This is a genomic window from Tardiphaga sp. GW822-FHT04G09 (genome assembly GCF_058800725.1).
Window position 1 is genome coordinate 13,705 of the sequence record NZ_JBXAMO010000005.1, and the last position, 19,372, is coordinate 33,076.

The following is a 19,372-nucleotide window of genomic DNA, read 5'->3' on the forward strand; positions in this document are numbered from 1 at the left end:
CATCACGCGACGCGATACTTGTCAATGACCGCGCGATCGACCTCGATGCCGAGGCCTGCACCGCTCGGCACCGCAATCACGCCATTGACCTGGTTGATAGGCTCTTTGGCGAGATGATCGCGAAACGGGTTTTCCTCCTGCTCGAATTCGAGCATCGGCGGCATCGGGAACAGGCTGGGCGGCTGGTTCGGGATCGAGGCGAGGAAGTGGATCGTTGCCGCGAGACCAACCGCCGAGCCCCAGGCATGGGGCACGCATTCCACACCGTGGGTGCTGGCGAGTGCGGCGATCTTCTTGCATTCGGTAATGCCGCCGGCGGCACAGACGTCCGGCTGCACGATATCCATCGCCTTGCGCACGATGGCATCGCGAAAACCCCAGCGGGTGAATTCGTTCTCGCCACCGGCAACCGCCATGTCGAGCGCGCGGGTGACTTCGACATAACCGTCGATATCCTCCGGCGAGATCGGCTCTTCGAACCATTCGATGTCGAGTTCTTCGAGCTTGCGGCCGAGCCTGATCGCTGCCGGCACCGTGAGGCAGTGATTGGCATCGACCATCAGCTTGATGTCGGAACCGATCGCCTGGCGCACGGCCTTGACGCGCTCATAGTCGCGTTTGATGGAGCCGAGGCCGATCTTCATTTTGATCGCCTTGAAGCCGGCCTTCTTGTAACCGACGGCTTCCTCCACAGCTTCATCGACAAGGCGTTCCATGTCGGTGAAGTAGAGACCCGTCGCGTAGCAATCGACTTCGGTGCGGAAGGCACCGCCGATCAGCTTGTGCACCGGCTTGTTGCAGGACTTGCCGATGATGTCCCACAGCGCGATGTCGATGCCGCTGATAGCGGCGATCGACATACCCTTCGGGCCGTAGTCCTTGATGCGGTTATAGAGGTCTTCCCAGATCACCTCGACGTCGAACGGGTCGCGGCCGATCACGCGTGGCGCAAGCTGGGTGTCGATGAAGGCCTTGGCGACGGCGGAAGGGCCGTAGCATTCACCCCAGCCGACGATGCCGTCACTCGTTTCGATCTCGACGAGGCAGGTGCCGCGCGTCTTGTAGAGCCAGCCGCGTGACGACGTGAACGGACGCTGCACGGGAGCGGCGACGACATGGCAGGTGATTTTCTTGATATTCAATGTGGTGTCCTCGTCGAGATCAATCAGGTAGGTACGGCCGGCGGACGCCGGTCGCGTTTATTCTTTCGGGAAAGTTTGCGCTGCGACCTTGCCGATTGCGGCAGCGACGCTGTCGACTTCCTTGGCGAGCGCGTCGCCGGTCACGTCGTCGACCAGGAAGACGTTCTTCTTGGCGAATTCCTTGAAGCGCGGGTCCTGGATGGCGGCGCGGAACGCAGTGGTCAGCTTGGTGCGAACATCGTCAGGCAGGTTCGCGGGGCCGACCACATAGGCCATCTGCACGACGGGGCCATAAGGGAAGACGTCGATGCCCTTTTCCTTGAAGGTCGGGACATCCGGAAACATCTCAAGCCGCTCGTTGGCGAAGATGCCGATGGGCTTGAGCAGGTTGTCCTGGATCTGGCCGAGCGTTTCCGACGGCTTGAGCACGCCGGAGTCGACATGTTGTCCGATCAGATCGGCAACGACTTTCGAGCCACCGGTATAGGGGACGTTGACATAATCGACGCCGGCCGCGCGCGCGGTCATGGAGGCGAAGATGTGGTTGAGATTGTAGTTGCCGGGCGTGCCGATGGTGACCTTGCCCGGCTTTGCTTTCATGTTGGCGATGTAGTCGGGGAGAGCCTTGATCGTGCCGGTTGAGGGGACAAGCAGCATCAGGGGATCGGTCGAGACGCGCGCGATGTGGGTGAAGTTGCCGTTGGTCAGTCCGTTCGCCTTGTTCTGGGCGATCAGCGCCAGCGTCGAACTGGTTCCCATGCCGATGGTGTAACCATCCGGCGCAGAGCTCGCGACGCGCTTCATGCCGATGACGCCTGTTGCGCCGACGACATTCTCGATCACGATCTTGATGCCGTGCTCGCGCAGGATGGGGTCCAGCGCACGGGCGGCGACGTCGTTGGAGCCGCCGGCATTCCAAGGCACGATGAACGTGATGTCTTTCTGCGGAAAGTTGGATTGCGCGTGAGCAGGCAGGGACCAGCATCCCAATACCAATCCGAGCGCGGCAAAGCTGACGCGTTGAACAAACATTGTTTTCCTCCCATTTTTGATGTTTGTTATAACAAACATCTTGATGGGTCAATGGAACAATTCATCGCGGTTGCGGCACACGAATTTGCGGGACTCAATGGGGTGGGGTAGCGAGCACAGAATGACCGCACTGAAACGGATCGAACGCGAACCGCTCTGGGACTTGGCGCATGCGCAGCTCCGGGACGCGCTACTGGCTGGCCGTTTCGCGCCGGGCACGGTGCTGACGCTCCGAGCCCTCGCGGAGAGCTTCGGCACGTCGATCACGCCCGTACGCGATGCAGTCACCCGACTGGTCGCACAGGGCGTGTTGCAGCAGGGGCCGCGCAATGCGGCGATCGTCCCGCATCTGACGGCGCGCGAGCTCGCGGATCTGACCGTTGTGCGCTGTGCGCTGGAGGGGCAGGCGGCGCGGGAAGCCGCGACCCGGCGCAACGCGGCGGGACTCGAACGTCTGAAGTCCCTGTTGGCGACGATGCAGTCGCTGATATCGGCCAAAAATCTCGAAAGCTATCTCGACTATCACCGCCAATTTCACTTCGAGATCTATGCGATGTCGGGCGTCCCGATCCTCGTGGAGACCATCGAGAATATGTGGCTGCGCTGCGGCCCGGTGTTGTCTTTCGTGATCCCCGAATATGTCGTGCTCTTGAAGGGCTGGGATCACCACACGGCGGCGCTCAAGGCCATCGTCGCAGGCGACGCCGATGCCGCCGAGCGCGAGATCGTCGCCGATATCACCGAAGCCGCCGACTATCTCGCAAGCCTTGCCGATGCCAACGGACAGTTGCGCCGGCCACTGCGTGAGGCGCTGGCGGCGTCTTAGTTGCCGCGCTCACAAATCCGTCCATGACGTGAACAGCGCTGCCTGACCGCGTCGCTCGCCGTTCTCGTCTCTCAGCTCCCAGACGATGCCGCCTTCGATCCAGAAGCGCCGGCCGGATTTTGCGATCCGCAACCCGCGATAATTGTCGATGAAGCCGTTGCGCGCGACGGCATCCAGCAGGCGCTGGCGCTCGTCGCGGTTCGGCGCTTCTGCCGACAGGCGCGAGGGGATGGTGACGAATTCGTCGAAGCTGTATTCGAAGCAAGATTGCGCGGTGCGATTGGCATAGACGAACATCGGATCGGCGTCGGTGTTATGTGCGAGCACTGCGAATGGTGCGTCGCTGTAGAGCCACGCTACATCTTGCCCAGGCGCCAACAGGGGCTTTCCGACAATGCGGAGATAACTCCCGGCGAGGAGCTTGAAGAAGGATGCATCGAGCGCGAAAGTAGGTGGCATCGGAGCGGTCACGAGACTCTCTTGGTGTTGGACTATCAGGAGATAGCGCGCAGCGTCCCGTTCGTCGACTGCACGTCCCGTGTAATCCGATAGCTGCCCGGCTTATTTAGTCGTCGCATCGGCTGGGCTCTTGTTTTAGCCTCTCCCGAAAATGCCGTTCCAGGCGAAAGCCCAATGGACCGGCGCAAAGGGAGAATACGTGAGCAACAACAAGAAGGGGCGATGGTTTGCCGTCGCCGCGGCCCTTGCCGGATCGCTGTTCGCTGCAGCACCAGGGCAGGCGCAGCAGTATCCCGATCGCAACATCACGATGGTCGTGCCATTTCCGCCCGGCGGAACGACCGACATCGTCGCGCGCATCCTCACCGAACAGCTCAGCACCGCACTCGGCAAACAGGTGGTGATCGAGAACCGCGGCGGCGCCAGCACGTCCATCGGTGCGCAAGTCGTGGCCGGTGCCGACAAGGATGGTTACACGCTGCTATTCGCCAGCGCGACGACCTTCACGACCAACCCGCATCTGCTGGCCTCCATCAAATACAAGCTGGAGGACTTCGCGCCGGTTGCGATGGTGGTGAAGGTGCCGTTCGCCTTCGTTGTGAAGAAGGACTTTCCGGCCGCCGACGTCGCGGCGTTTCGCGCCTATGCGCTGGCCCATCCTAGCAAGGTCAACAACGCCACCAACGGGCCGGGCAGCACCGTGCATCTGATGGGCGAGATCGTCGCCCGCGGGCTCGGCGTGAAGCTGCAGCATGTTCACTATCGCGGCGCAGCTCCGGCCATGAACGACATGCTGGCTGGCATTGTCGACAGCAATGTGGAGGCGCTGACCAATACGGTGCCGAACCACAAGGCCGGCATGTATCGCGCGCTGGCGGTCCTGTCCGAGGAGCGGCTGCCGCAATTGCCTGATGTGCCGACCTTCAAGGAGCTTGGCTTCCCCAGCATCGTCGGCGCGACGTGGTTCGCGGTCTTCGCGCCCGCGGGTACGCCGCAGCCCGTGCTGGACAGGCTCAGCGCTGCCATCACCCGCGTCGTCAGGACACCGGAATTTGCAAAAAAGATGGAGCCGATCGGCAATCAGCCATGGCCGATGACGCCGGCGGAGCTCGAAACCCATGTGAAGAGCGAGCGCGACCGTCTGGGCAAACTCATTCGCGAAGCCAACATCACGGTCGACTGACCGCGTGAACAAGATCAAGGGAGAATATCAATGAATGCAGCCGTCAGCTCACCCGCCGTGAAAGTCGTCCGTTCGGTGCAGGATCAGGTCAGCCCCGAGGAATGGCAGTCGCGCGTCAATCTCGCCGCCTGCTACCGCCTCACCGCGATGTATGGCATGACCGAGATGATCGCCAACCATATCTCCTGCCGCGTGCCGGGAACGGAAGACCAGTTCCTGATCAATCCCTATGGCATGCTCTATGAGGAGATCGATGCGTCGAGCCTCGTGAAAATCGATCTCGACGGCAACACGCTGTTCAACGCGTCCGACTACGCCGTGAATGCCGCGGGCTTTGTGATCCACAGCGCCATCCACATGGCGCGTCACGATGTCGATTGCGTCGCGCATACTCATACGGTGGCCGGCATGGCCGTGTCGGCGATGGAATGCGGGTTGCTGCCGGTGGCGCAGACCTGCATGCGCTTCCTTCATGTCGCCTATCATGACTTCGAGGGGATCGCCGACAACCCCGAGGAGCGCGACCGGCTGATTGCGCATCTCGGCCATCACGAGGCGATGGTGCTGCGTAACCACGGCCTGCTGGTGGTCGGCAAGACTATCGCTGCCGCTTTCAACGTGCTGTTCCGGATGGAGCGGGCCTGTCAGGTGCAGGTCGCGGCACTATCCTGCAACACCAAGCTGATCACGCCGCCGCAGAAGGTCCTGCAGGATACCTATGACCGCATGAAACCGCGCGACAATGTCCCGGGGCTCAGCGGCGAACTCGCCTGGCCGGCACTGCTGCGCAAGCTCGACCGGGTCGATCCGTCCTATCGCAACTGAGTTTGTGCTAGAGTCTGATCCATCTTCGATGGATCAGACTCTAGCTATTTTCTCTATGAGAGCATGATCTTGTCCGAAAACCGGTGTCCACTTTTCGGGATCATGCTCTAGCAGGCTCGGCGACTGCAGGTCCGCCTACGGCTTGAAGAACGATACCGGCGTCATCAACTGGTTTTCCTGGCTGATGAGATAGGCGGCCTCGGCGCTGATCTTCAGGTAGCCGGCCCAGGCCGGGTCCTTCTGCAGCGCCTGGCGCTTGGCTTCGCGATCGGCTGCGCTGTCATAGACCCAGATGTGCATGTAGCTGTTGACGTTGCCGGTCTCAATTTGCGCGTAGGCGAGCGGCTTGCCCAGATGGCGGCTCTGGATCTCGTAGCCGTGCTCGGCATACAGCGCCAGGTGTTTCTTGATCGTGCCGGGGCGGCAAGTGTAGGTGCGAACGTCAAGCAGCATGGGGTTTCCTCGAGCGGTGGCGGATCAATAGGGTCATTCGGCGGTAGCGCCCGACTGCTTAACAAGCACGGCCCAGCGCGCCACCTCGTCGTTCACGTATTTCTGGAATGTTGCCTGGTCGTCACCGACAGGGTCGGCGCCAAGCCCTTTGAGCCGCTCCTGGACGGCGGGGTCGGCCACGCTCTGAACGATGGTCTGCGAAAGCTTCTCGACGATAGCGGGGGGCGTGCCGGCCGGTACGAACAGGCCGAACCACGAGCGTAAGTTCATGCCGGGATACGGCGTTTCTGCGAAAGCGGGCACGTCCGGCAAGGCGGCGTGACGCGTGCTGCCCGTCACCGCGAGTGCCTTGAGCTTGCCGCTCTGCACCAGCGAGAGAACTTCGGGCAGGTTGGCGAACATGATCTGCACCTGGCCGCCGATCATATCGTTGAGCGCCTGCGCGCCGCCCTTGTAAGCGACGTGTGTGATCTTCGCACCAGCCAGTGTGCTGAACTGCTCACCGGACAGATGGGACGCGGTGCCCACGCCGCCCGATGCATAGTTGACGCTTGCGGCATTGGCCTTGGCGTAAGCGGCGAGTTCGCTCACTGAATTGATCGGCACCGACGGGTGCACCACCAGCAGCAGGGGCACCGACGCGAGGTTTGACAAGGCCGCGAAATCGCGCGTGAGGCTGTAGCTGAGCTTCTGGTAGAGCGACGCGTTGATCGCGTGGCTCGACGTGGCCATCAGCAGCGTATAGCCGTCGGACTCCGAGCGCGCCGCCGCGGCGCCGCCGATATTGCCGTTGGCGCCGGCCTTGTTTTCCACCACGATCGACTGACCGAGCCGGACCGACATGGCTTGCGCCACGGTGCGCGCGATGACGTCGGTGGCACCACCGGCGGCGAACGGCACGATCACGCGCAGGGGACGATCGGGGTAATCGGCCATCGCGCTGACCGACGTGAGAGCCAATGCTGCGGCCACGACGAGGCTCCGCAACGGCATGATTGCTTTGTACATTTGGTTTCTTCTGCCCCTGGTTCTTGTGTCCTGCCGACGGCGCGCTCCGCAGATGCCGGGCGGTCGTGGCGGTAGGCGTCATGCCATGCCGACACGCGCATACGAACGCGCAAGTGGTGACGGCAACGCCCGGTCAGACGTTCATGCGTAACACTCTATGCAGCCGCGCGACGGCGGCGCTAGGACGGATCAGACGTTGTATTGGACTTTTTCGCGTGTCAGTCCAGCGGATGGCAATGCTTCCGCCGGAAGTCGCCCGGCGTGAGGCCGGTCTGCTTCTTGAAGAAGCGCGCGAAGTAGGCCGGATCCTCGATATTGAGGCGGAACGCGATCTCGGCGATGCCCGTTTCGGTGTTGCTGAGCCAGCGCTTGGCTTCGAGCACCACGCGTTCCTGCACCACCTGGCTGGCTGTGCGCGCCACAGTTCGCTTGACCGCATCGTTGAGCTGACGTTCGCTCACGCAGAGCGCCTCGGCGTATTGGCCGATGGTTTCGAAGTGCAGATAGTGCGTTTCTACGAGCGTCGCGAAACGGCGCGCGAGCGTCTGGTGCGGACCAACGCCGCCGGCGGGCTCGTTGTCAGGACACAGGCGGCGCAGGCGCGTGAGCAGGATCAGCAGGCAGGCCCGCACCACGTCGGGGAAGCCCGGCCGGCGATCGCGTGTCTCGCGTTCCATCTCGCCAAGCAGCGGCAGCATGCCGTCATGCTGGGCCTGCGTGAGATAGAGCACGCTGTTGCCGCGGGCAGGGTGGAAGAATGGAAGTTTCGCGACATCGTCGGCGCGCGGAAACATCCGAGCGAAGAAGTCGGTGCTGAAGTTCAGCACGTAGCCGTGAGGCTTGATCGATGAGCTCCAGGCATGGACCTGGCCCGGCGAAAGAAAGAACACCGAGTGGTCGCGCACGTCGAAATGCGCGAAGTCGAGCGTGTGCGTGCCGCTCGCCCGGGTCATCCAGAGCAAATGGTAGTAGTTGTGCCGGTGCAGGAAGCCGCGCGGGATATCGTCGCGGTCCTGCAGCCGCACGAGATCGAAGTAGAACGAGCCTTCGCCCGCGAAATCCGAGGTTTCAAAGGTCGGAAACTCGCCGGAGCGGGCGGAGAGGAGAGCTTCGGGCAAGTGAAGGTGTCCTTGTGGTTTCGTGTCCCGGTCATCAGCGTCATCCTATCGCAAAAAGCCGGAGAGTACCGGGAGTTGGTGAGTGTGACGCTGGACGATCTCTGCGAGGAGTTCGGCAAGCTCTATAAGAATTTTGGGTGCCGCTCCATCGCACCCGAGAAATGGTTTCGGGGAATGCTCCTGCAGGCGTTTTATGGTGTCCGCTCGGAAGGGGATTCGACGGAACCGCCGCGGACGGCGGGGGTCGCAGTTGAGTTTGCGCTGGATCAATTCTGCAAGGAAAGGCGGTTGCCGCGGCAGCCGCCATCGCCTACATCAGGGCGCATGACGCAGACCTCCGAAATCGGCTTCACGAGCTTCCAGCCCTCCCTGAATGAGGAAAATATCTCGCTTCTGGTGCAGACCTTTTACGGCCGCGCCCGCGAGGATGATTTGCTCGGGCCGATCTTCAACGGCGCAGTGACCGACTGGGATCATCACATCGCACAGATCAGCGATTTCTGGTCGTCGATGATGCTGAAGACCGGCCGCTATAATGGCCGACCGATGCGTCCACATCTCGTGCTGCCGCTGAGAGGCGAACATTTCGATCGCTGGCTTTTGTTGTTCGAACAGACCGCGCGCGAGATATTTCCGGCTGAGGTCACCGAGGCCTTCATGATCCGCGCGCGTCGTATCGCTGACAGTTTCGAGATGGGCGTTGCCTCGGTGCGTGGCGAGATCGCTGCGCCGCGACATAGCGTTTAAAGCAGCAGGTCCGTGATGTGTGATGCATAGCGGGTCTTGCGAGAGCCGGTCGTTGCGCTAGGCTGCGACTCCAACAAACCGGAAGTCGGTCCATGAAACGCCTGTCTGTCCTTGTTCTCTTGAGCCTGTTCAGTGCTGCACCCGCAATGGCGCAATCCTGCAACGCCGTCAGCGGCGACGGCAAGCCGCTAGCGGGCGCTGCCAAGAAGAGCTTCATGAAGAAGTGCTGCGAGGACAACGCCAAGAGTGCCGAGGGCAAGCCACTGGCCGGCGCCGCCAAGACCTCATCGGTCAACAAGTGCATGAAGGGCTGAGCGCGCAGGCGCGTCACCCGTCACGCAACAGCAGAAAGCCCCGCTCGGGCGCTAGCACTTGGCCGAAAGGTGGAATCTCCAAAAATGGCGATTCCACCTTTCTTTTTTGAACAATCCGGTCGCGAATGACCCGAAGCCGGCATGGGGCACGATCCCGAAATGTGGATCCCGACTTTCGGACAGGATCATGCTTCCGACTAAGGACATCGCTGGAGTCAGGTCGTTGAATCCTTGCTATCCAGTCGCGCGGTTCGACGAACGCACTCGATGAAGAGCTTTGCGGCCGGGCTGAGAGCGCGGCTTTTGAGCGTCACGATTGCGACCGGCCGCGACTGCGCGGGAAGTCGAATTGGAAGTACCTTGAGAAACCGGTCGTGGTTGCCAAAGCGAAGAATCGATGTGGGAAGCATCGTTACGAATTGTGCGCTCGCTGCGAGTCGGCAGCACAGATGCATTGAGAGCGTCGTAATGGGCGCGTGTGGCAACTCTGCGCTACTTGCGCGGAACAACTCAGCGGTCAGTGAGCCGTGCATGGTACCCGCGGGAGGCAGGATCCAACGCTCGCCGGTGAGATCGGCAAGCTTGAGTTTGCGCACTCGCGCCCATTTGCTTTGACGGCCCGCCACCACGACCACCTGATCGTCATACACGACTTCCGCCTTTAGATCGGCCTCCTTGAATGGCGTCGGAATGCGGCCCAGCATGAGATCGATGCTGCGCTCACGTAGTTCACGATAATGCAGCTTGCTGATGACAGCTTGCGCGACGTCCAGATGAATTCGGGGCTGCTCGCGTGAGAAGCGCTCGATGACTGCCGGCAAGAGGCCGGCCGCAATACTCTCAGTACTGCCGATGTGCAACGCGCCCACAGACGGATCGGCGAGACATGCGATTTCATCGACCCCCTGTTTGAGCTCATCAAAGATCACTCGGCCTCGCGCGACCAGAGCGCGACCGTACACCGTCGGCTCGATCCCGCCTCGACTGCGGTCGAGCAAACGAAGACCGAAGGTGTGTTCCAGGTCGGTGATTGCCTTCGATACGGCAGGCTGCGAGATCGCCAGCTCTGCTGCGGCCTTTGCCATGCTGCCACGCTCTACGACCGTGAGCAGAATATGGAGATCGCGCAGCTTCAGGCGGCGTCCAATGCGATCGACCCACTGCATGATACGAACCTGCCAAATCGGTTATCGAATGATCAAATATCAGAATTGGACAGATATGTCCGCGTGATGCACGCTTCGGTTGATGCGTATCGGAAGTCGAATGTCTGGCCGTTGCGGCCGGAAGCACGTTGCGGAATGGCGGTGAACCACGGAGACGGCTATGAGGACGCGTCGTGACTTCCTGATCATGTCGGCGGCTGGTGTCGCGTTTTCCGCTACTGGCCCCATGCGGCAAGTCATTGCCGAACCGCGTATGAAAACGGCTCATGTCTTGACAGGCTTCACGGCCGGATTGCCAGACGCTGTCGTAAGGCTCCTTGCGGACCAGATGAAGACCTATGCAGCGTCGATTGTCGTCGAACCGCGACCAGGGGCGAGTGGTCGTGTCGCCGTGGAAGCCGTCAAGGCCGCTGCTTCGGATGGATCGGTCATTCTGTTTGCCCCGACCGGATTCCTCACCCTCTTTCCTCACACCTACAAGACGCTGAGATACGGGCCGCAGGATTTTGCCCCGGTATCGACTGTTGCGTCGTTGGCTGGCGTTTTGACGATAGGGCCGCGAGTGCCGGGAGAGGTAAGGACGCTCGCCGATTTCGTCTCATGGTGCGGTGCCAACGCAAAGGATGCGTCCTATGGCACGCCAGGAGTCGGAACCAGTATGCACCTGATCGGTGCTGCGTTGGGGCGCGCGGCCGGCTTCGAGTTTCTTCACGTCCCATATCAAGGCCGAGCGGCAATCCAGGACGTCCTCAAGGGCGAGATCGCATCGGCCATCATGCCGATCGACAGTTCCTTGGGTCTCATCCAATCTGGCGGACTGCGCGCACTGGCGACCACCGGTCCAGCCCGCAGCCCGTTTCTTCCCGATGTGCCGACGATGGTGGAAGCCGGCTATCCCTTGCTCAAGGACGTCACATGGTTTGGTTTCTTCGTTCCGGCGAAGACACCCCGCGATATCGTTGAAAGCCTGAATGGAGCTATTCAGGGTGCCCTGCTAACAGGCGGGATTGCGTCGGGGCTCGCAAAATTGTCAGTCGAGATTGACTCGATCTCGATGGACAACTTTGCGCAGCTACTCGCATCGGAATCGACACGATGGAAAGGGATCGTCCAAGCAACAGGGTTCAGCCCAAACGATTGAACCTTCGACTCAGTTCTTCGCTTCGAGCTTGTCCTGAGTCTTCGTGTCGAAGTCGCTGGCGTCATGGCGCTCGCGCAACTGGCTGGCCGGGTCGCCCGAGGTGCGATTGACCATGCGACCGCGCTTCACGGCAGGTCGTGCCGCGATGGTCCTGGTCCAGCGCTGCAGGTTCGTGTAGCTCTGCACATCGAGGAAAGTGCCGGCATCGCCATAGATCGCACTCTCTGCGAGGCCGCCATACCAGGGGAACACCGCCATATCGGCAATCGTATAATCCTTGCCGGCGAGATAATCGTTATCGGCGAGGCGACGGTCCAGCACGTCGAGCTGACGTTTCGTCTCCATGGCGTAACGATCGATGGCGTATTCGATCTTGGTCGGTGCATAGGCATAGAAATGGCCGAAGCCGCCGCCGAGGAAGGGGGCGCTGCCCATCTGCCAGAACAGCCAGGACAGGCACTCGGCGCGGCCGGCCTTGTCCTTGGGGATGAAGGCGCCGAATTTCTCGGCGAGATGCAGCAGGATCGCGCCGGATTCGAACACGCGGAACGGCTTGTCGCCGCTGCGGTCGATCAGTGCCGGAATCTTGGAATTAGGATTCACATCGACGAAACCCGAACTGAACTGGTTGCCGTCGATCCGGATCAGCCAGGCGTCGTATTCCGCGCCTGTATGGCCCGCTGCCAGCAGTTCCTCGAACATGATCGTGACCTTCTGGCCGTTCGGCGTGGCCAGCGAATAGAGCTGGAACGGATGCTTGCCGACCGGCAGCTCCTTCTCATGGGTGGGGCCGGCGATGGGCCGATTGGTCGAGGCAAATTTGCCACCATTTTCCTTGTCCCAGGTCCAGACTTTGGGGGGCTCGTAGGGGGCGTCGGTCATGTGGGGCTGGCTCCGGAAAAGGGGCAGGGTTGGTTGTCGGGGACAGGTAGGGTTGAATGCATCTGCATGCAAGGCAGCGATGCATGCTGGGATGGAGGCCTGCCTTGCACCCGGCGGAGACATGGGATGTAACGAGTCCGCACCGCCGTCGCTGCCGATGGCGGGATTCTCCGGCTTGCGAAGATTCCCCTCCCGATGAGCGACACTCCAGCGCAGACCATCGGTGTCCCGCCGACCAAACGATCCTTCGCGGCGCTCCATCACCCGGGCTTTCGCGCCCAGTTCATCACCTATGTGCTGGCCATGATGGCCGACAATATCGAGCATGTGATCAGCTACTGGGTGGTGTTTCAGAAATTCCAGTCGCCCGCGCTCGGTGGTTTCGCCATCGTCTCGCACTGGCTGCCGTTCCTGCTGTTCTCGGTCACGTCCGGCGCGCTGGCGGAGCGTTTCGACCCGCGGCGCGTGATCCAGTGCGGCATGGCGCTGTTCATTCTCGCATCACTGGGCTGGGGCTATTTCTTCGTCACCGACACGCTGCAGATGTGGCAGGCGATGGTGCTGCTGGTGATCCATGGCTGTGCCGGCGTGCTCTGGCAGACGCCGAACCAGATGCTGCTCTACGATGTGGTCGGCCCGGCGGACCTGCCGAGCGCGGTGCGTCTGAACGCCATGGCGCGCTATCTCGGCGTGATGGTCGGGCCCGCGGTCGGCGGCGTGATCCTGCTCGCGCTGGGCCCGGCCTATGGCATCATGCTCAACACCATTTTCTATCTGCCGCTGGTGCTGTGGCTGATCAACGCGCCCTATGGTCCGCGCTTTCGCATCGGCACGCCCGTGCCTCAGCGCGCCGTGCGCGGCTTCGCGGACATCGTCCAGACCATGCGCGACGTTCGCCACAGGCCGGTGATCGTCTCCATGATTGCACTGGCCGGCGCAGCCTCGTTTTTTGTCGGCAATGCCTATAGTTCGCAGATGCCGGGCTTCGCCCATGATCTGGGCCACGGCGATCCCGGCATGTCCTACAGCATGCTGCTGGCGGCCGACGCAGCCGGTGGCTTGCTTGCCGGCCTGGCGCTGGAGGGCAGGCAGTTGCTGGCGCCAAAGCCGCGCACGGCGATCTTGCTGGCGCTGCTCTGGTGCGGCGCGCTTGCGATCTTCGCGCTGACCGGTCATTACGCCCTCGCGCTGGTGTTCCTGTTTGCGGCAGGTTTCCTCGAACTGTCGTTCAACGCGATGGCGCAGAGCCTCGTGCAACTCGACGCGCCTCTGGACAAGCGCGGCCGCGTCATCGGCCTGTTCAACATGGCGAGCCTCGGGCTGCGCGCCTTCAGCGGGATCTCGGTCGGCGTCATCGGCAGCATGATCGGCATCCACTGGTCACTGGCGCTGTCGGCGCTGGCGACCATGGTTGTCGCTGCGGGTTTGCTGGCGCTGCCCTAGCGAGGAAAAACCTCGGCGCTATTTGCCGCTCTGCAGCGCCGCGGTCTGCTTGGCGAGTTGCCTGTCGAAATCCTGTTCGAGTGTCGCGGCGTAAGCGGCGAGCTCGCCGGGTTTGACGAACGGGTTCGGCGCGCCGTTCTTCATCGCTGCACGCTTGGCCTGCATGCCATAGACTTCCGGATGTGGCCCAAGCAGCACGTCGATCTTCATCGCCTTGGCCTTCGCGTAGGTTGACCGGTAATCGTCGACGATGCCGGCATGGGTTGGATTGCCGACCAGCCGGTTCAGCGCCACGGTGCCGCTACAGAAGAACAGGACCTCACGGTTCTCGCTGCCGTCCTTCACGGTCATCTCCCAGCTCGTGCAGCCCGGCGAGTGGCCGGGCGTTGCATGCGCCGTCAGCGTGGTGCCGCCGAGCGTGACCTTGTCGCCTTCGGTGACGGTGCGATCCACCTTGACCGGCGGGAAACCGATATCGGTGTTCTTTTCATCGCCTGGATAGGTGCCGCTTTCGAGCAATGGCTTGTCCCGTAGGCCTGCGATCAGCTGCGCGCCGGTGTCCTTCTTGATCTCCGCAAAGCCACCGGTGTGATCGAAATGGGCATGGCTGTTGAGGATGATCTTGATATCGGCTTCCTTGAAACCGAGCTTTGCGATGTGCTCCTTGATCATCCCGGTCGATTGCGAAACGCCCGTATCCATCAGGATCAGGCCGTCGGATGTCTTGATGAGATAAACCGCGATGCCGTCGGTGCCGACGTAATAGATGTTGTCGATCAATTGAAACGGCTCGAAGGGGGCGGTCCACTTGACCATGACCTGCGCGAGGAAATCCTTGACGGTCTGCGCTTGCGCGCTACCTGCAAATAGCGCCAGAGCGCAGATGGCACCTGCGAGCGTCTTCATGATGGCCTCCCGGTCTGATTTTTATTGGTTGTTTTGAACGCCGGGATTGAAGCGCGATTTGGGCAGGTCTCTCAAGCGCCATTCCTGCATGCCGGCATCGCGCATAACAGGCACGGCCGGGCGGCGAATGTTGCGAGCGCGTTGAACCATCCCGGTCATTTCGGGTTAGACTTCATCCATGAAACAATTGATCTGCCCCAATTGCCAGACGCGCGTCTTCTTCGAGCAGAGCGATTGCGCGCAATGCGGCGAGGCGCTGATCTTCGACACCGCGCGGTCCAATGTCGTCAGCGCCGCGCCGGCCATGTCCTGTGCCAATAGCGATCTGATCGCGTGCAACTGGGCCACGGATGAGAGCGATCCGTTCTGTCCGTCCTGCCGTCTGACGCGGACGATCCCCAATCTGGCATCCGATCGCAATGTCGCGCTCTGGAAGCGGGTCGAGCAGGCCAAGCGGCGCCTGACCTACGACCTGATGCGGCTCAGGCTGCCCCTTGCCGTTTCGAGCGGTGCGCATATCGCGTTCGACATTCTCTCGGACGAGACAGCCGGACATCCGATCATGACCGGGCATTTGTCGGGGCTGATCACGATGAATCTCTCGGAAGCGGACGATGCCGAGCGCGAGGCGCGCCGCGCGGCGTTTCGCGAGCCGTATCGCACATTGCTCGGCCATTTCCGCCACGAGGTCGGGCATTTCTACTGGGAAGCGCTGGTCGACCAGTCGCAGCTCATCGGTCCGTTCCGGATGATCTTCGGCGATGAAACGCGCGACTATGGCGAGGCACTTGCGGCCTATCACAATCGCGCCGATCGCTTGTGGAATAGCGACGCCTTCATCAGCGAATATGCGACGTCGCATCCGTGGGAAGACTGGGCCGAGACCTTCGCGCATTTCCTGCACATCGTCTCGACGCTGGATACGGCATCGTCGCTGCCGCTGTCACTGGACGAGCGCTCGCGTCACACGCTGGACGATCCCTATCTGGAGCGCGATTTCGAGGCCTTGCTCTCGTTGTGGGACGCTGTGTCCTACAGCATGAACGAACTCAATCGTTCGATGGGCATGAGCGACGCCTATCCGTTTCATCTCACACAGGCGGTGAGGGGAAAGCTGCATTTCGTGCATCTGGCGATTTTGAAAACGCGCAGCGAAGGGTGACGCAGCTCTGTCATTCCGGGTTCGCGCCGGTCTGCTTCGCAGATCAGCGCGCTCCGGAATGACGCGTGCATGCAGGACTCTTACTGCTCCATCTTGATCCCGGCGTCCGTGATCACCTTCTTCCAGCGCGCGATTTCGTCGGTGACGAAGGCGCGGAATTCATCCGGGGTGGTGCCCATGGGGACGATGCCCTGATCGTCGAGCTTCTTCTTCAGGTCGGGATCGGTGAGCGCCTTTTTCGCTTCGAGCGCAACGCGGTCGACGATGTCCTTCGGGGTGCCCGCGGGTGCGATGATGCCGGACCATGTGCCGGAGACGAAATCCGGCACACCGGCCTCCGCCATGGTCGGCACGTCGCCGGCCGCCGGTACGCGCTCCTTGGCGGCCACGGCGAGCGCCTTGGCATTGCCGGACTTCACCTGCGACATCAGCGGGCCGATGACGTCGAACATCACATTGATCTGGCCGCCGACCGTATCCTGCAGCGCGCCGGACGTGCCCTTGTAGGGAATGTGCTGCAGATTGATGCCTTCGCGGCTCTTCAGCATTTCCATGGTCAGATGTGCCGCCGAGCCGATGCCTGACGAGGCGAAATTCAGCGAGCCGGGCTTCGCCTTGGCCAGCGCGATGAATTCCTTCATGTCCTTGGCCGGCAATGACGGCGTCGCGATCAGGATCAGCGGCGCGACCGATGTCAGCGAGACATAGGTGAAGTCCTTCATCGCGTCATAGGGCAGCTTCCGATTGAGCGTCGGGTTCACCGAATGGGCCGCGATCACGGTGCCGAAGGTGTAGCCGTCGGGCGCCGCCTTGGCGACGGCGTCGGTGCCGATCGCTGCATTGGCGCCGGGCTTGTTCTCGATGACGATCGGCTGGCCCAGCGCGATCGCCATCTTCTCCGAGACGAGGCGGGCCATCAGGTCAGTGTAGCCGCCCGGCGTATAGGGCACGACCATGCGGATCGGTCGGTTCGGCCAGCTCTGCGCCTGTGCGCTGCCGGCGCAGGCAGCGACGATGGCGAATGCGCTCACGGCGCGGACGAAGCTCTTGATCATTTCAATTCCTCAACTGCCGGTGCGATCCGATGCAGCGGGAACGCCGTAGCGCTTGCCTCGGATTGCAGACCGTTCTTCTTGTTGTCTGCCCATTCTGCGCCGCGACGGATGTCGTGTGTGCAGAGTCCCGCATGCAGGTTACCGCATCGCGCGGTAACCGGGGAAGTAGACGAAAGGCCGCTAAAGTCTGCTGCCGTACGGTGGAATTTGCCGACGCGAACCGCGGATGCGTGCGACTGAGGTGCATGTGATCTCCCGTGACGATGGTGATGAAGACCGTGTGCCGGTGAGGCGAGGCGGCCACGCGCCGTCCTTGCCCGCGCCTCAAGCGCGTGCGTGGCGGTCCCGGAGTTCTCCCTCGCAATGAGGGAGATGAAGCGCCGAAAGGCGCGACTTGGGTACAGTGCCGCAGCGTGCTGTCCGGATCGCCGGACATCAGAGGCCGCGGAAACGCCTTTCGACGCTCCATCGTGGCGATTTCTGTCCCCGGGACCGTTCTTCCGGGCAAAGGGCAGAGCTCCGCACTCCGCTGATCCCGACGGTTTTCCCGCCGTTCACCAATGCCACGTCCAGCCAGCTTGAGTGGCAGACCCCCGTAGTGGGGCCGGACGGTGACCCAGGGCCTCCCGAGTGCGTGAGGGAACGTCTCCCTCCCGCCCGCAGGCGCCACATCCCGCCCCGCGCCAGTCGGCGTCCCGGTAACGCTCCCTCAAGTGGAGCGGGATGTCTGGGAATATATACTGGACTGAAATAGCGTCAAGGATTATTTTCAAAAGCGTCGCCGAAGCGCGCGCGGGCGCGAAATCCATCCGGGCCATTCATCATTCGATGATGACCGTGGGCTCGGTCTTGACGCGGTCGAGCGCGACCAGCGTTCGGAAGCTCTTGACGAAGTCATTCTCCGAAAACAGACGACGGGTCACGGCCTCGTAGGTCCGCATATCCCTGGTGACGATGATCAGGACGAAACTCGTTCCGCCCGTGACGTAGTAACACTGCTGAACTTCGGGGGCGTTCCGGAACAGAGCCTTTGTGGCATCGACCGTCGCGGATCGCTCGTCGCGCAGAAACACCTCCACAATGGACGTGATCGTCAGTGACACCGAGGCAGGGTCGACGATGGCGACGTTGGAAGCGATGACGCCGGCCAACTCCATCGCGGCGATCCGCCGCTGCACCGCCGCGGCCGACAAATTAACGGCCTCGGCGATGGCGCGCTGGGGCGTCTTGTTGTCACGCTGAATGATGCGAAGGATTGCCCGATCGAACGGATCGAGTGCGCGGGGTGCATGCGATTTGGTGTCCATGCGCGAGTATTTGTTGCATTTTGGGCCGCAATCAAGGGCGCCTTAATCGCTGCGGCGATGATATTCCCCGGCTGAAGCAATTTTCAGTCGGCATCGTCACATGAGCAGCTCTCCGGCCAATTCGACATCGATCGGTATTCTGTTTGGCGCCTGCGCCGGCGCCTTGTGGGGGCTGGTGTTTCTGGCGCCCGAACTGGCCCACGCATTCAGCCCGCTCCAATTGGCAGCGGCGCGCTACTTCGTTTACGGGGTGATTTCCGCGGCCTTGATTGCCTCGCGCTGGCGGTCACTGCTCGTGAGGCTCGGACGACGCGAGTGGCTTGCTCTGACCGGGCTCTCGCTTGCGGGGAACACGCTTTACTACGTTCTTTTGACGAGCGCCGTGCAGATAGGCGGCATTGCGATGACGTCGCTCGTCATCGGCTTTCTTCCCGTTGCGGTGACGATTGTCGGGAGCAGGGACAGCGGCGCCGTTCCGCTGAGCCGGCTGATGCCATCGCTGATGTTGTGCTCCGCCGGCGCGATCTGCATTGGATGGCAGGCGCTGGCGATGCCATCGTCAGGGTCTCTCCGCGAGCAGGTCATCGGCCTTCTTTGCGCAATCGGTGCGCTGATTTCCTGGACGGTTTTCGCGATCGGCAACAGCCGCGCGCTGGCTCGGCTCGACAATATCTCCGCTCATGAATGGAAGCTTCTGACAGGGGTGGTGACGGGGGCGCAGAGCCTGATCCTCATTCCGGCGGCGCTCGCCATGGACACGGCGACGCATAGCGGGCTGGCCTGGGCGCAGTTTGCGGCGGTGTCGATCGGTGTTGCCGTGTTCGCATCCATCCTCGGCAACGCGCTGTGGAATCGCATGAGCCGGTTGCTGCCGCTGACGCTGGTCGGGCAGATGATCCTGTTCGAAACCCTGTTTGCGCTGATCTACGGCTTTGTGTGGGAACAGCGCATGCCGGCGCCGCTCGAAATCGCAGCCTTCGCGCTGGTGGTGCTCAGCGTCTTGTCCTGCATCGCTGCACACCGTGGTCCAAGGCGGGCAATGGCCGCGGTGTAGCTCTCGGGGCGCTAGCTCCTCGTGAGAATGTGATGAGAATTGTCGCACCGCTCGTCGTGACGTGATCGGTTGCGAACTTTGTTGTTCGCGGTGGCCGGCCGGTTAGTCACAGTCGAGCTGTAGAATTGCGCCCGACATAGACCCCGTCG

20 protein-coding genes and 1 pseudogene are annotated in these 19,372 nt (G+C 61.9%); 10 read left to right on the forward strand and 11 right to left on the reverse strand.

Annotated features, from left to right (window positions below; all coding sequences use genetic code 11):
- Positions 1 to 2: 2 nt before the first annotated feature.
- Both AC1RLZ_RS11400 and AC1RLZ_RS11405 read right to left on the reverse strand, forming a co-directional pair.
- A complete protein-coding gene (locus AC1RLZ_RS11400; protein ID WP_493188711.1) occupies positions 3 to 1,142 on the reverse strand; it encodes a mandelate racemase/muconate lactonizing enzyme family protein in 1,140 nt (379 codons plus the stop codon).
- Between the two features lie 57 nt (positions 1,143 to 1,199).
- On the reverse strand, positions 1,200 to 2,174 hold the full coding sequence (locus AC1RLZ_RS11405; protein ID WP_493188712.1) for a Bug family tripartite tricarboxylate transporter substrate binding protein: 975 nt from the start codon (positions 2,172 to 2,174) through the stop codon (positions 1,200 to 1,202).
- A 121-nt stretch (positions 2,175 to 2,295) separates the two neighbouring features.
- Here AC1RLZ_RS11405 and AC1RLZ_RS11410 point away from each other — a divergent pair, with 121 nt between their 5' ends.
- Positions 2,296 to 3,000, forward strand: coding sequence for a GntR family transcriptional regulator (locus AC1RLZ_RS11410; RefSeq protein ID WP_493188713.1), 705 nt, complete (start codon positions 2,296 to 2,298; stop codon positions 2,998 to 3,000).
- Positions 3,001 to 3,009: 9 nt separating this feature from the next.
- Here the strand turns inward: AC1RLZ_RS11410 and AC1RLZ_RS11415 are convergent, their stop codons facing one another.
- Positions 3,010 to 3,459: an MEKHLA domain-containing protein gene (locus tag AC1RLZ_RS11415; protein ID WP_493188928.1), complete on the reverse strand. Its 450-nt coding sequence runs from the start codon at positions 3,457 to 3,459 to the stop codon at positions 3,010 to 3,012.
- Positions 3,460 to 3,658: 199 nt separating this feature from the next.
- Here AC1RLZ_RS11415 and AC1RLZ_RS11420 point away from each other — a divergent pair, with 199 nt between their 5' ends.
- Complete coding sequence (locus AC1RLZ_RS11420) at positions 3,659 to 4,642, forward strand: Bug family tripartite tricarboxylate transporter substrate binding protein (protein WP_493188714.1); 984 nt, start codon at positions 3,659 to 3,661, stop codon at positions 4,640 to 4,642.
- 30 nt (positions 4,643 to 4,672) lie between these two features.
- Complete coding sequence (locus tag AC1RLZ_RS11425) at positions 4,673 to 5,467, forward strand: class II aldolase/adducin family protein (RefSeq protein WP_493188715.1); 795 nt, start codon at positions 4,673 to 4,675, stop codon at positions 5,465 to 5,467.
- Positions 5,468 to 5,602: 135 nt separating this feature from the next.
- Here AC1RLZ_RS11425 and AC1RLZ_RS11430 read toward each other — a convergent pair whose 3' ends face one another.
- The 3 genes from AC1RLZ_RS11430 to AC1RLZ_RS11440 all read right to left on the reverse strand — a co-directional run bounded on the left by AC1RLZ_RS11430 (position 5,603) and on the right by AC1RLZ_RS11440 (position 7,953).
- Positions 5,603 to 5,920, reverse strand: coding sequence for an NIPSNAP family protein (locus AC1RLZ_RS11430; protein ID WP_493188716.1), 318 nt, complete (start codon positions 5,918 to 5,920; stop codon positions 5,603 to 5,605).
- A gap of 33 nt (positions 5,921 to 5,953) precedes the next feature.
- Positions 5,954 to 6,928, reverse strand: a complete 975-nt coding sequence (locus tag AC1RLZ_RS11435; protein ID WP_493188717.1) for a Bug family tripartite tricarboxylate transporter substrate binding protein — start codon at positions 6,926 to 6,928, stop codon at positions 5,954 to 5,956.
- A 218-nt stretch (positions 6,929 to 7,146) separates the two neighbouring features.
- Positions 7,147 to 7,953: a helix-turn-helix domain-containing protein gene (locus AC1RLZ_RS11440; protein WP_493188718.1), complete on the reverse strand. Its 807-nt coding sequence runs from the start codon at positions 7,951 to 7,953 to the stop codon at positions 7,147 to 7,149.
- 183 nt (positions 7,954 to 8,136) lie between these two features.
- Between AC1RLZ_RS11440 and AC1RLZ_RS11445 the strand changes: the two are divergent.
- The 3 genes and pseudogenes from AC1RLZ_RS11445 to AC1RLZ_RS11455 form a co-directional block, all read left to right on the forward strand.
- A pseudogene (locus AC1RLZ_RS11445) lies at positions 8,137 to 8,256 on the forward strand (transposase); the annotation flags it as partial.
- Between the two features lie 114 nt (positions 8,257 to 8,370).
- Complete coding sequence (locus AC1RLZ_RS11450; RefSeq protein ID WP_493188929.1) at positions 8,371 to 8,793, forward strand: group III truncated hemoglobin; 423 nt, start codon at positions 8,371 to 8,373, stop codon at positions 8,791 to 8,793.
- A 92-nt stretch (positions 8,794 to 8,885) separates the two neighbouring features.
- A complete protein-coding gene (locus AC1RLZ_RS11455) occupies positions 8,886 to 9,107 on the forward strand; it encodes a hypothetical protein (protein ID WP_093758344.1) in 222 nt (73 codons plus the stop codon).
- A gap of 215 nt (positions 9,108 to 9,322) precedes the next feature.
- On the opposite strand, the gene AC1RLZ_RS11460 is transcribed toward AC1RLZ_RS11455, so the two are convergent.
- On the reverse strand, positions 9,323 to 10,273 hold the full coding sequence (locus AC1RLZ_RS11460; RefSeq protein WP_493188719.1) for a LysR family transcriptional regulator: 951 nt from the start codon (positions 10,271 to 10,273) through the stop codon (positions 9,323 to 9,325).
- A 160-nt stretch (positions 10,274 to 10,433) separates the two neighbouring features.
- On the opposite strand from AC1RLZ_RS11460, the gene AC1RLZ_RS11465 reads away from it, so the two are divergent.
- Positions 10,434 to 11,414, forward strand: coding sequence for a Bug family tripartite tricarboxylate transporter substrate binding protein (locus AC1RLZ_RS11465; protein ID WP_493188720.1), 981 nt, complete (start codon positions 10,434 to 10,436; stop codon positions 11,412 to 11,414).
- A 9-nt stretch (positions 11,415 to 11,423) separates the two neighbouring features.
- On the opposite strand, the gene yghU is transcribed toward AC1RLZ_RS11465, so the two are convergent.
- Entirely contained in the window at positions 11,424 to 12,296 is an 873-nt protein-coding gene (gene yghU / locus AC1RLZ_RS11470; RefSeq protein ID WP_493188721.1) for a glutathione-dependent disulfide-bond oxidoreductase, read from the reverse strand.
- 195 nt (positions 12,297 to 12,491) lie between these two features.
- Between yghU and AC1RLZ_RS11475 the strand changes: the two genes are divergently transcribed.
- Positions 12,492 to 13,739, forward strand: coding sequence for an MFS transporter (locus tag AC1RLZ_RS11475; RefSeq protein ID WP_493188722.1), 1,248 nt, complete (start codon positions 12,492 to 12,494; stop codon positions 13,737 to 13,739).
- A gap of 18 nt (positions 13,740 to 13,757) precedes the next feature.
- Here AC1RLZ_RS11475 and blaBJP read toward each other — a convergent pair whose 3' ends face one another.
- Positions 13,758 to 14,645, reverse strand: coding sequence for a BJP family subclass B3 metallo-beta-lactamase (gene blaBJP, locus AC1RLZ_RS11480; protein ID WP_493188723.1), 888 nt, complete (start codon positions 14,643 to 14,645; stop codon positions 13,758 to 13,760).
- 178 nt (positions 14,646 to 14,823) lie between these two features.
- Here blaBJP and AC1RLZ_RS11485 point away from each other — a divergent pair, with 178 nt between their 5' ends.
- Positions 14,824 to 15,807 carry a zinc-binding metallopeptidase family protein gene (locus AC1RLZ_RS11485; RefSeq protein WP_493188724.1) on the forward strand — a complete coding sequence of 328 codons (984 nt, stop codon included), beginning with the start codon at positions 14,824 to 14,826 and terminating at the stop codon, positions 15,805 to 15,807.
- Positions 15,808 to 15,887: 80 nt separating this feature from the next.
- Here AC1RLZ_RS11485 and AC1RLZ_RS11490 read toward each other — a convergent pair whose 3' ends face one another.
- Both AC1RLZ_RS11490 and AC1RLZ_RS11495 read right to left on the reverse strand, forming a co-directional pair.
- Positions 15,888 to 16,862 carry a Bug family tripartite tricarboxylate transporter substrate binding protein gene (locus tag AC1RLZ_RS11490; RefSeq protein ID WP_493188725.1) on the reverse strand — a complete coding sequence of 325 codons (975 nt, stop codon included), beginning with the start codon at positions 16,860 to 16,862 and terminating at the stop codon, positions 15,888 to 15,890.
- A gap of 821 nt (positions 16,863 to 17,683) precedes the next feature.
- The gene (locus AC1RLZ_RS11495; protein ID WP_371424456.1) at positions 17,684 to 18,169 is read right to left on the reverse strand and encodes an Lrp/AsnC family transcriptional regulator; all 486 of its coding nucleotides are present in this window, start codon (positions 18,167 to 18,169) and stop codon (positions 17,684 to 17,686) included.
- Positions 18,170 to 18,269: 100 nt separating this feature from the next.
- Between AC1RLZ_RS11495 and AC1RLZ_RS11500 the strand changes: the two genes are divergently transcribed.
- Entirely contained in the window at positions 18,270 to 19,223 is a 954-nt protein-coding gene (locus tag AC1RLZ_RS11500) for a DMT family transporter (RefSeq protein WP_493188726.1), read from the forward strand.
- The last annotated feature ends 149 nt before the right edge of the window (positions 19,224 to 19,372 follow it).

Coding starts and splice junctions, on each gene's coding strand:
- AC1RLZ_RS11410 (WP_493188713.1), top strand. CDS start 2,296: ATGACCGCACTGAAACGGATCGAACGCGAACCGCTCTGGGACTTGGCG.
- blaBJP (WP_493188723.1), bottom strand. CDS start 14,645: ATGAAGACGCTCGCAGGTGCCATCTGCGCTCTGGCGCTATTTGCAGGT.
- AC1RLZ_RS11485 (WP_493188724.1), top strand. CDS start 14,824: ATGAAACAATTGATCTGCCCCAATTGCCAGACGCGCGTCTTCTTCGAG.
- AC1RLZ_RS11430 (WP_493188716.1), bottom strand. CDS start 5,920: ATGCTGCTTGACGTTCGCACCTACACTTGCCGCCCCGGCACGATCAAG.
- AC1RLZ_RS11475 (WP_493188722.1), top strand. CDS start 12,492: ATGAGCGACACTCCAGCGCAGACCATCGGTGTCCCGCCGACCAAACGA.
- AC1RLZ_RS11460 (WP_493188719.1), bottom strand. CDS start 10,273: ATGCAGTGGGTCGATCGCATTGGACGCCGCCTGAAGCTGCGCGATCTC.
- AC1RLZ_RS11435 (WP_493188717.1), bottom strand. CDS start 6,928: ATGTACAAAGCAATCATGCCGTTGCGGAGCCTCGTCGTGGCCGCAGCA.
- AC1RLZ_RS11405 (WP_493188712.1), bottom strand. CDS start 2,174: ATGTTTGTTCAACGCGTCAGCTTTGCCGCGCTCGGATTGGTATTGGGA.
- AC1RLZ_RS11495 (WP_371424456.1), bottom strand. CDS start 18,169: ATGGACACCAAATCGCATGCACCCCGCGCACTCGATCCGTTCGATCGG.
- AC1RLZ_RS11465 (WP_493188720.1), top strand. CDS start 10,434: ATGAGGACGCGTCGTGACTTCCTGATCATGTCGGCGGCTGGTGTCGCG.
- AC1RLZ_RS11425 (WP_493188715.1), top strand. CDS start 4,673: ATGAATGCAGCCGTCAGCTCACCCGCCGTGAAAGTCGTCCGTTCGGTG.
- AC1RLZ_RS11450 (WP_493188929.1), top strand. CDS start 8,371: ATGACGCAGACCTCCGAAATCGGCTTCACGAGCTTCCAGCCCTCCCTG.
- AC1RLZ_RS11490 (WP_493188725.1), bottom strand. CDS start 16,862: ATGATCAAGAGCTTCGTCCGCGCCGTGAGCGCATTCGCCATCGTCGCT.
- AC1RLZ_RS11455 (WP_093758344.1), top strand. CDS start 8,886: ATGAAACGCCTGTCTGTCCTTGTTCTCTTGAGCCTGTTCAGTGCTGCA.
- yghU (WP_493188721.1), bottom strand. CDS start 12,296: ATGACCGACGCCCCCTACGAGCCCCCCAAAGTCTGGACCTGGGACAAG.
- AC1RLZ_RS11500 (WP_493188726.1), top strand. CDS start 18,270: ATGAGCAGCTCTCCGGCCAATTCGACATCGATCGGTATTCTGTTTGGC.
- AC1RLZ_RS11415 (WP_493188928.1), bottom strand. CDS start 3,459: ATGCCACCTACTTTCGCGCTCGATGCATCCTTCTTCAAGCTCCTCGCC.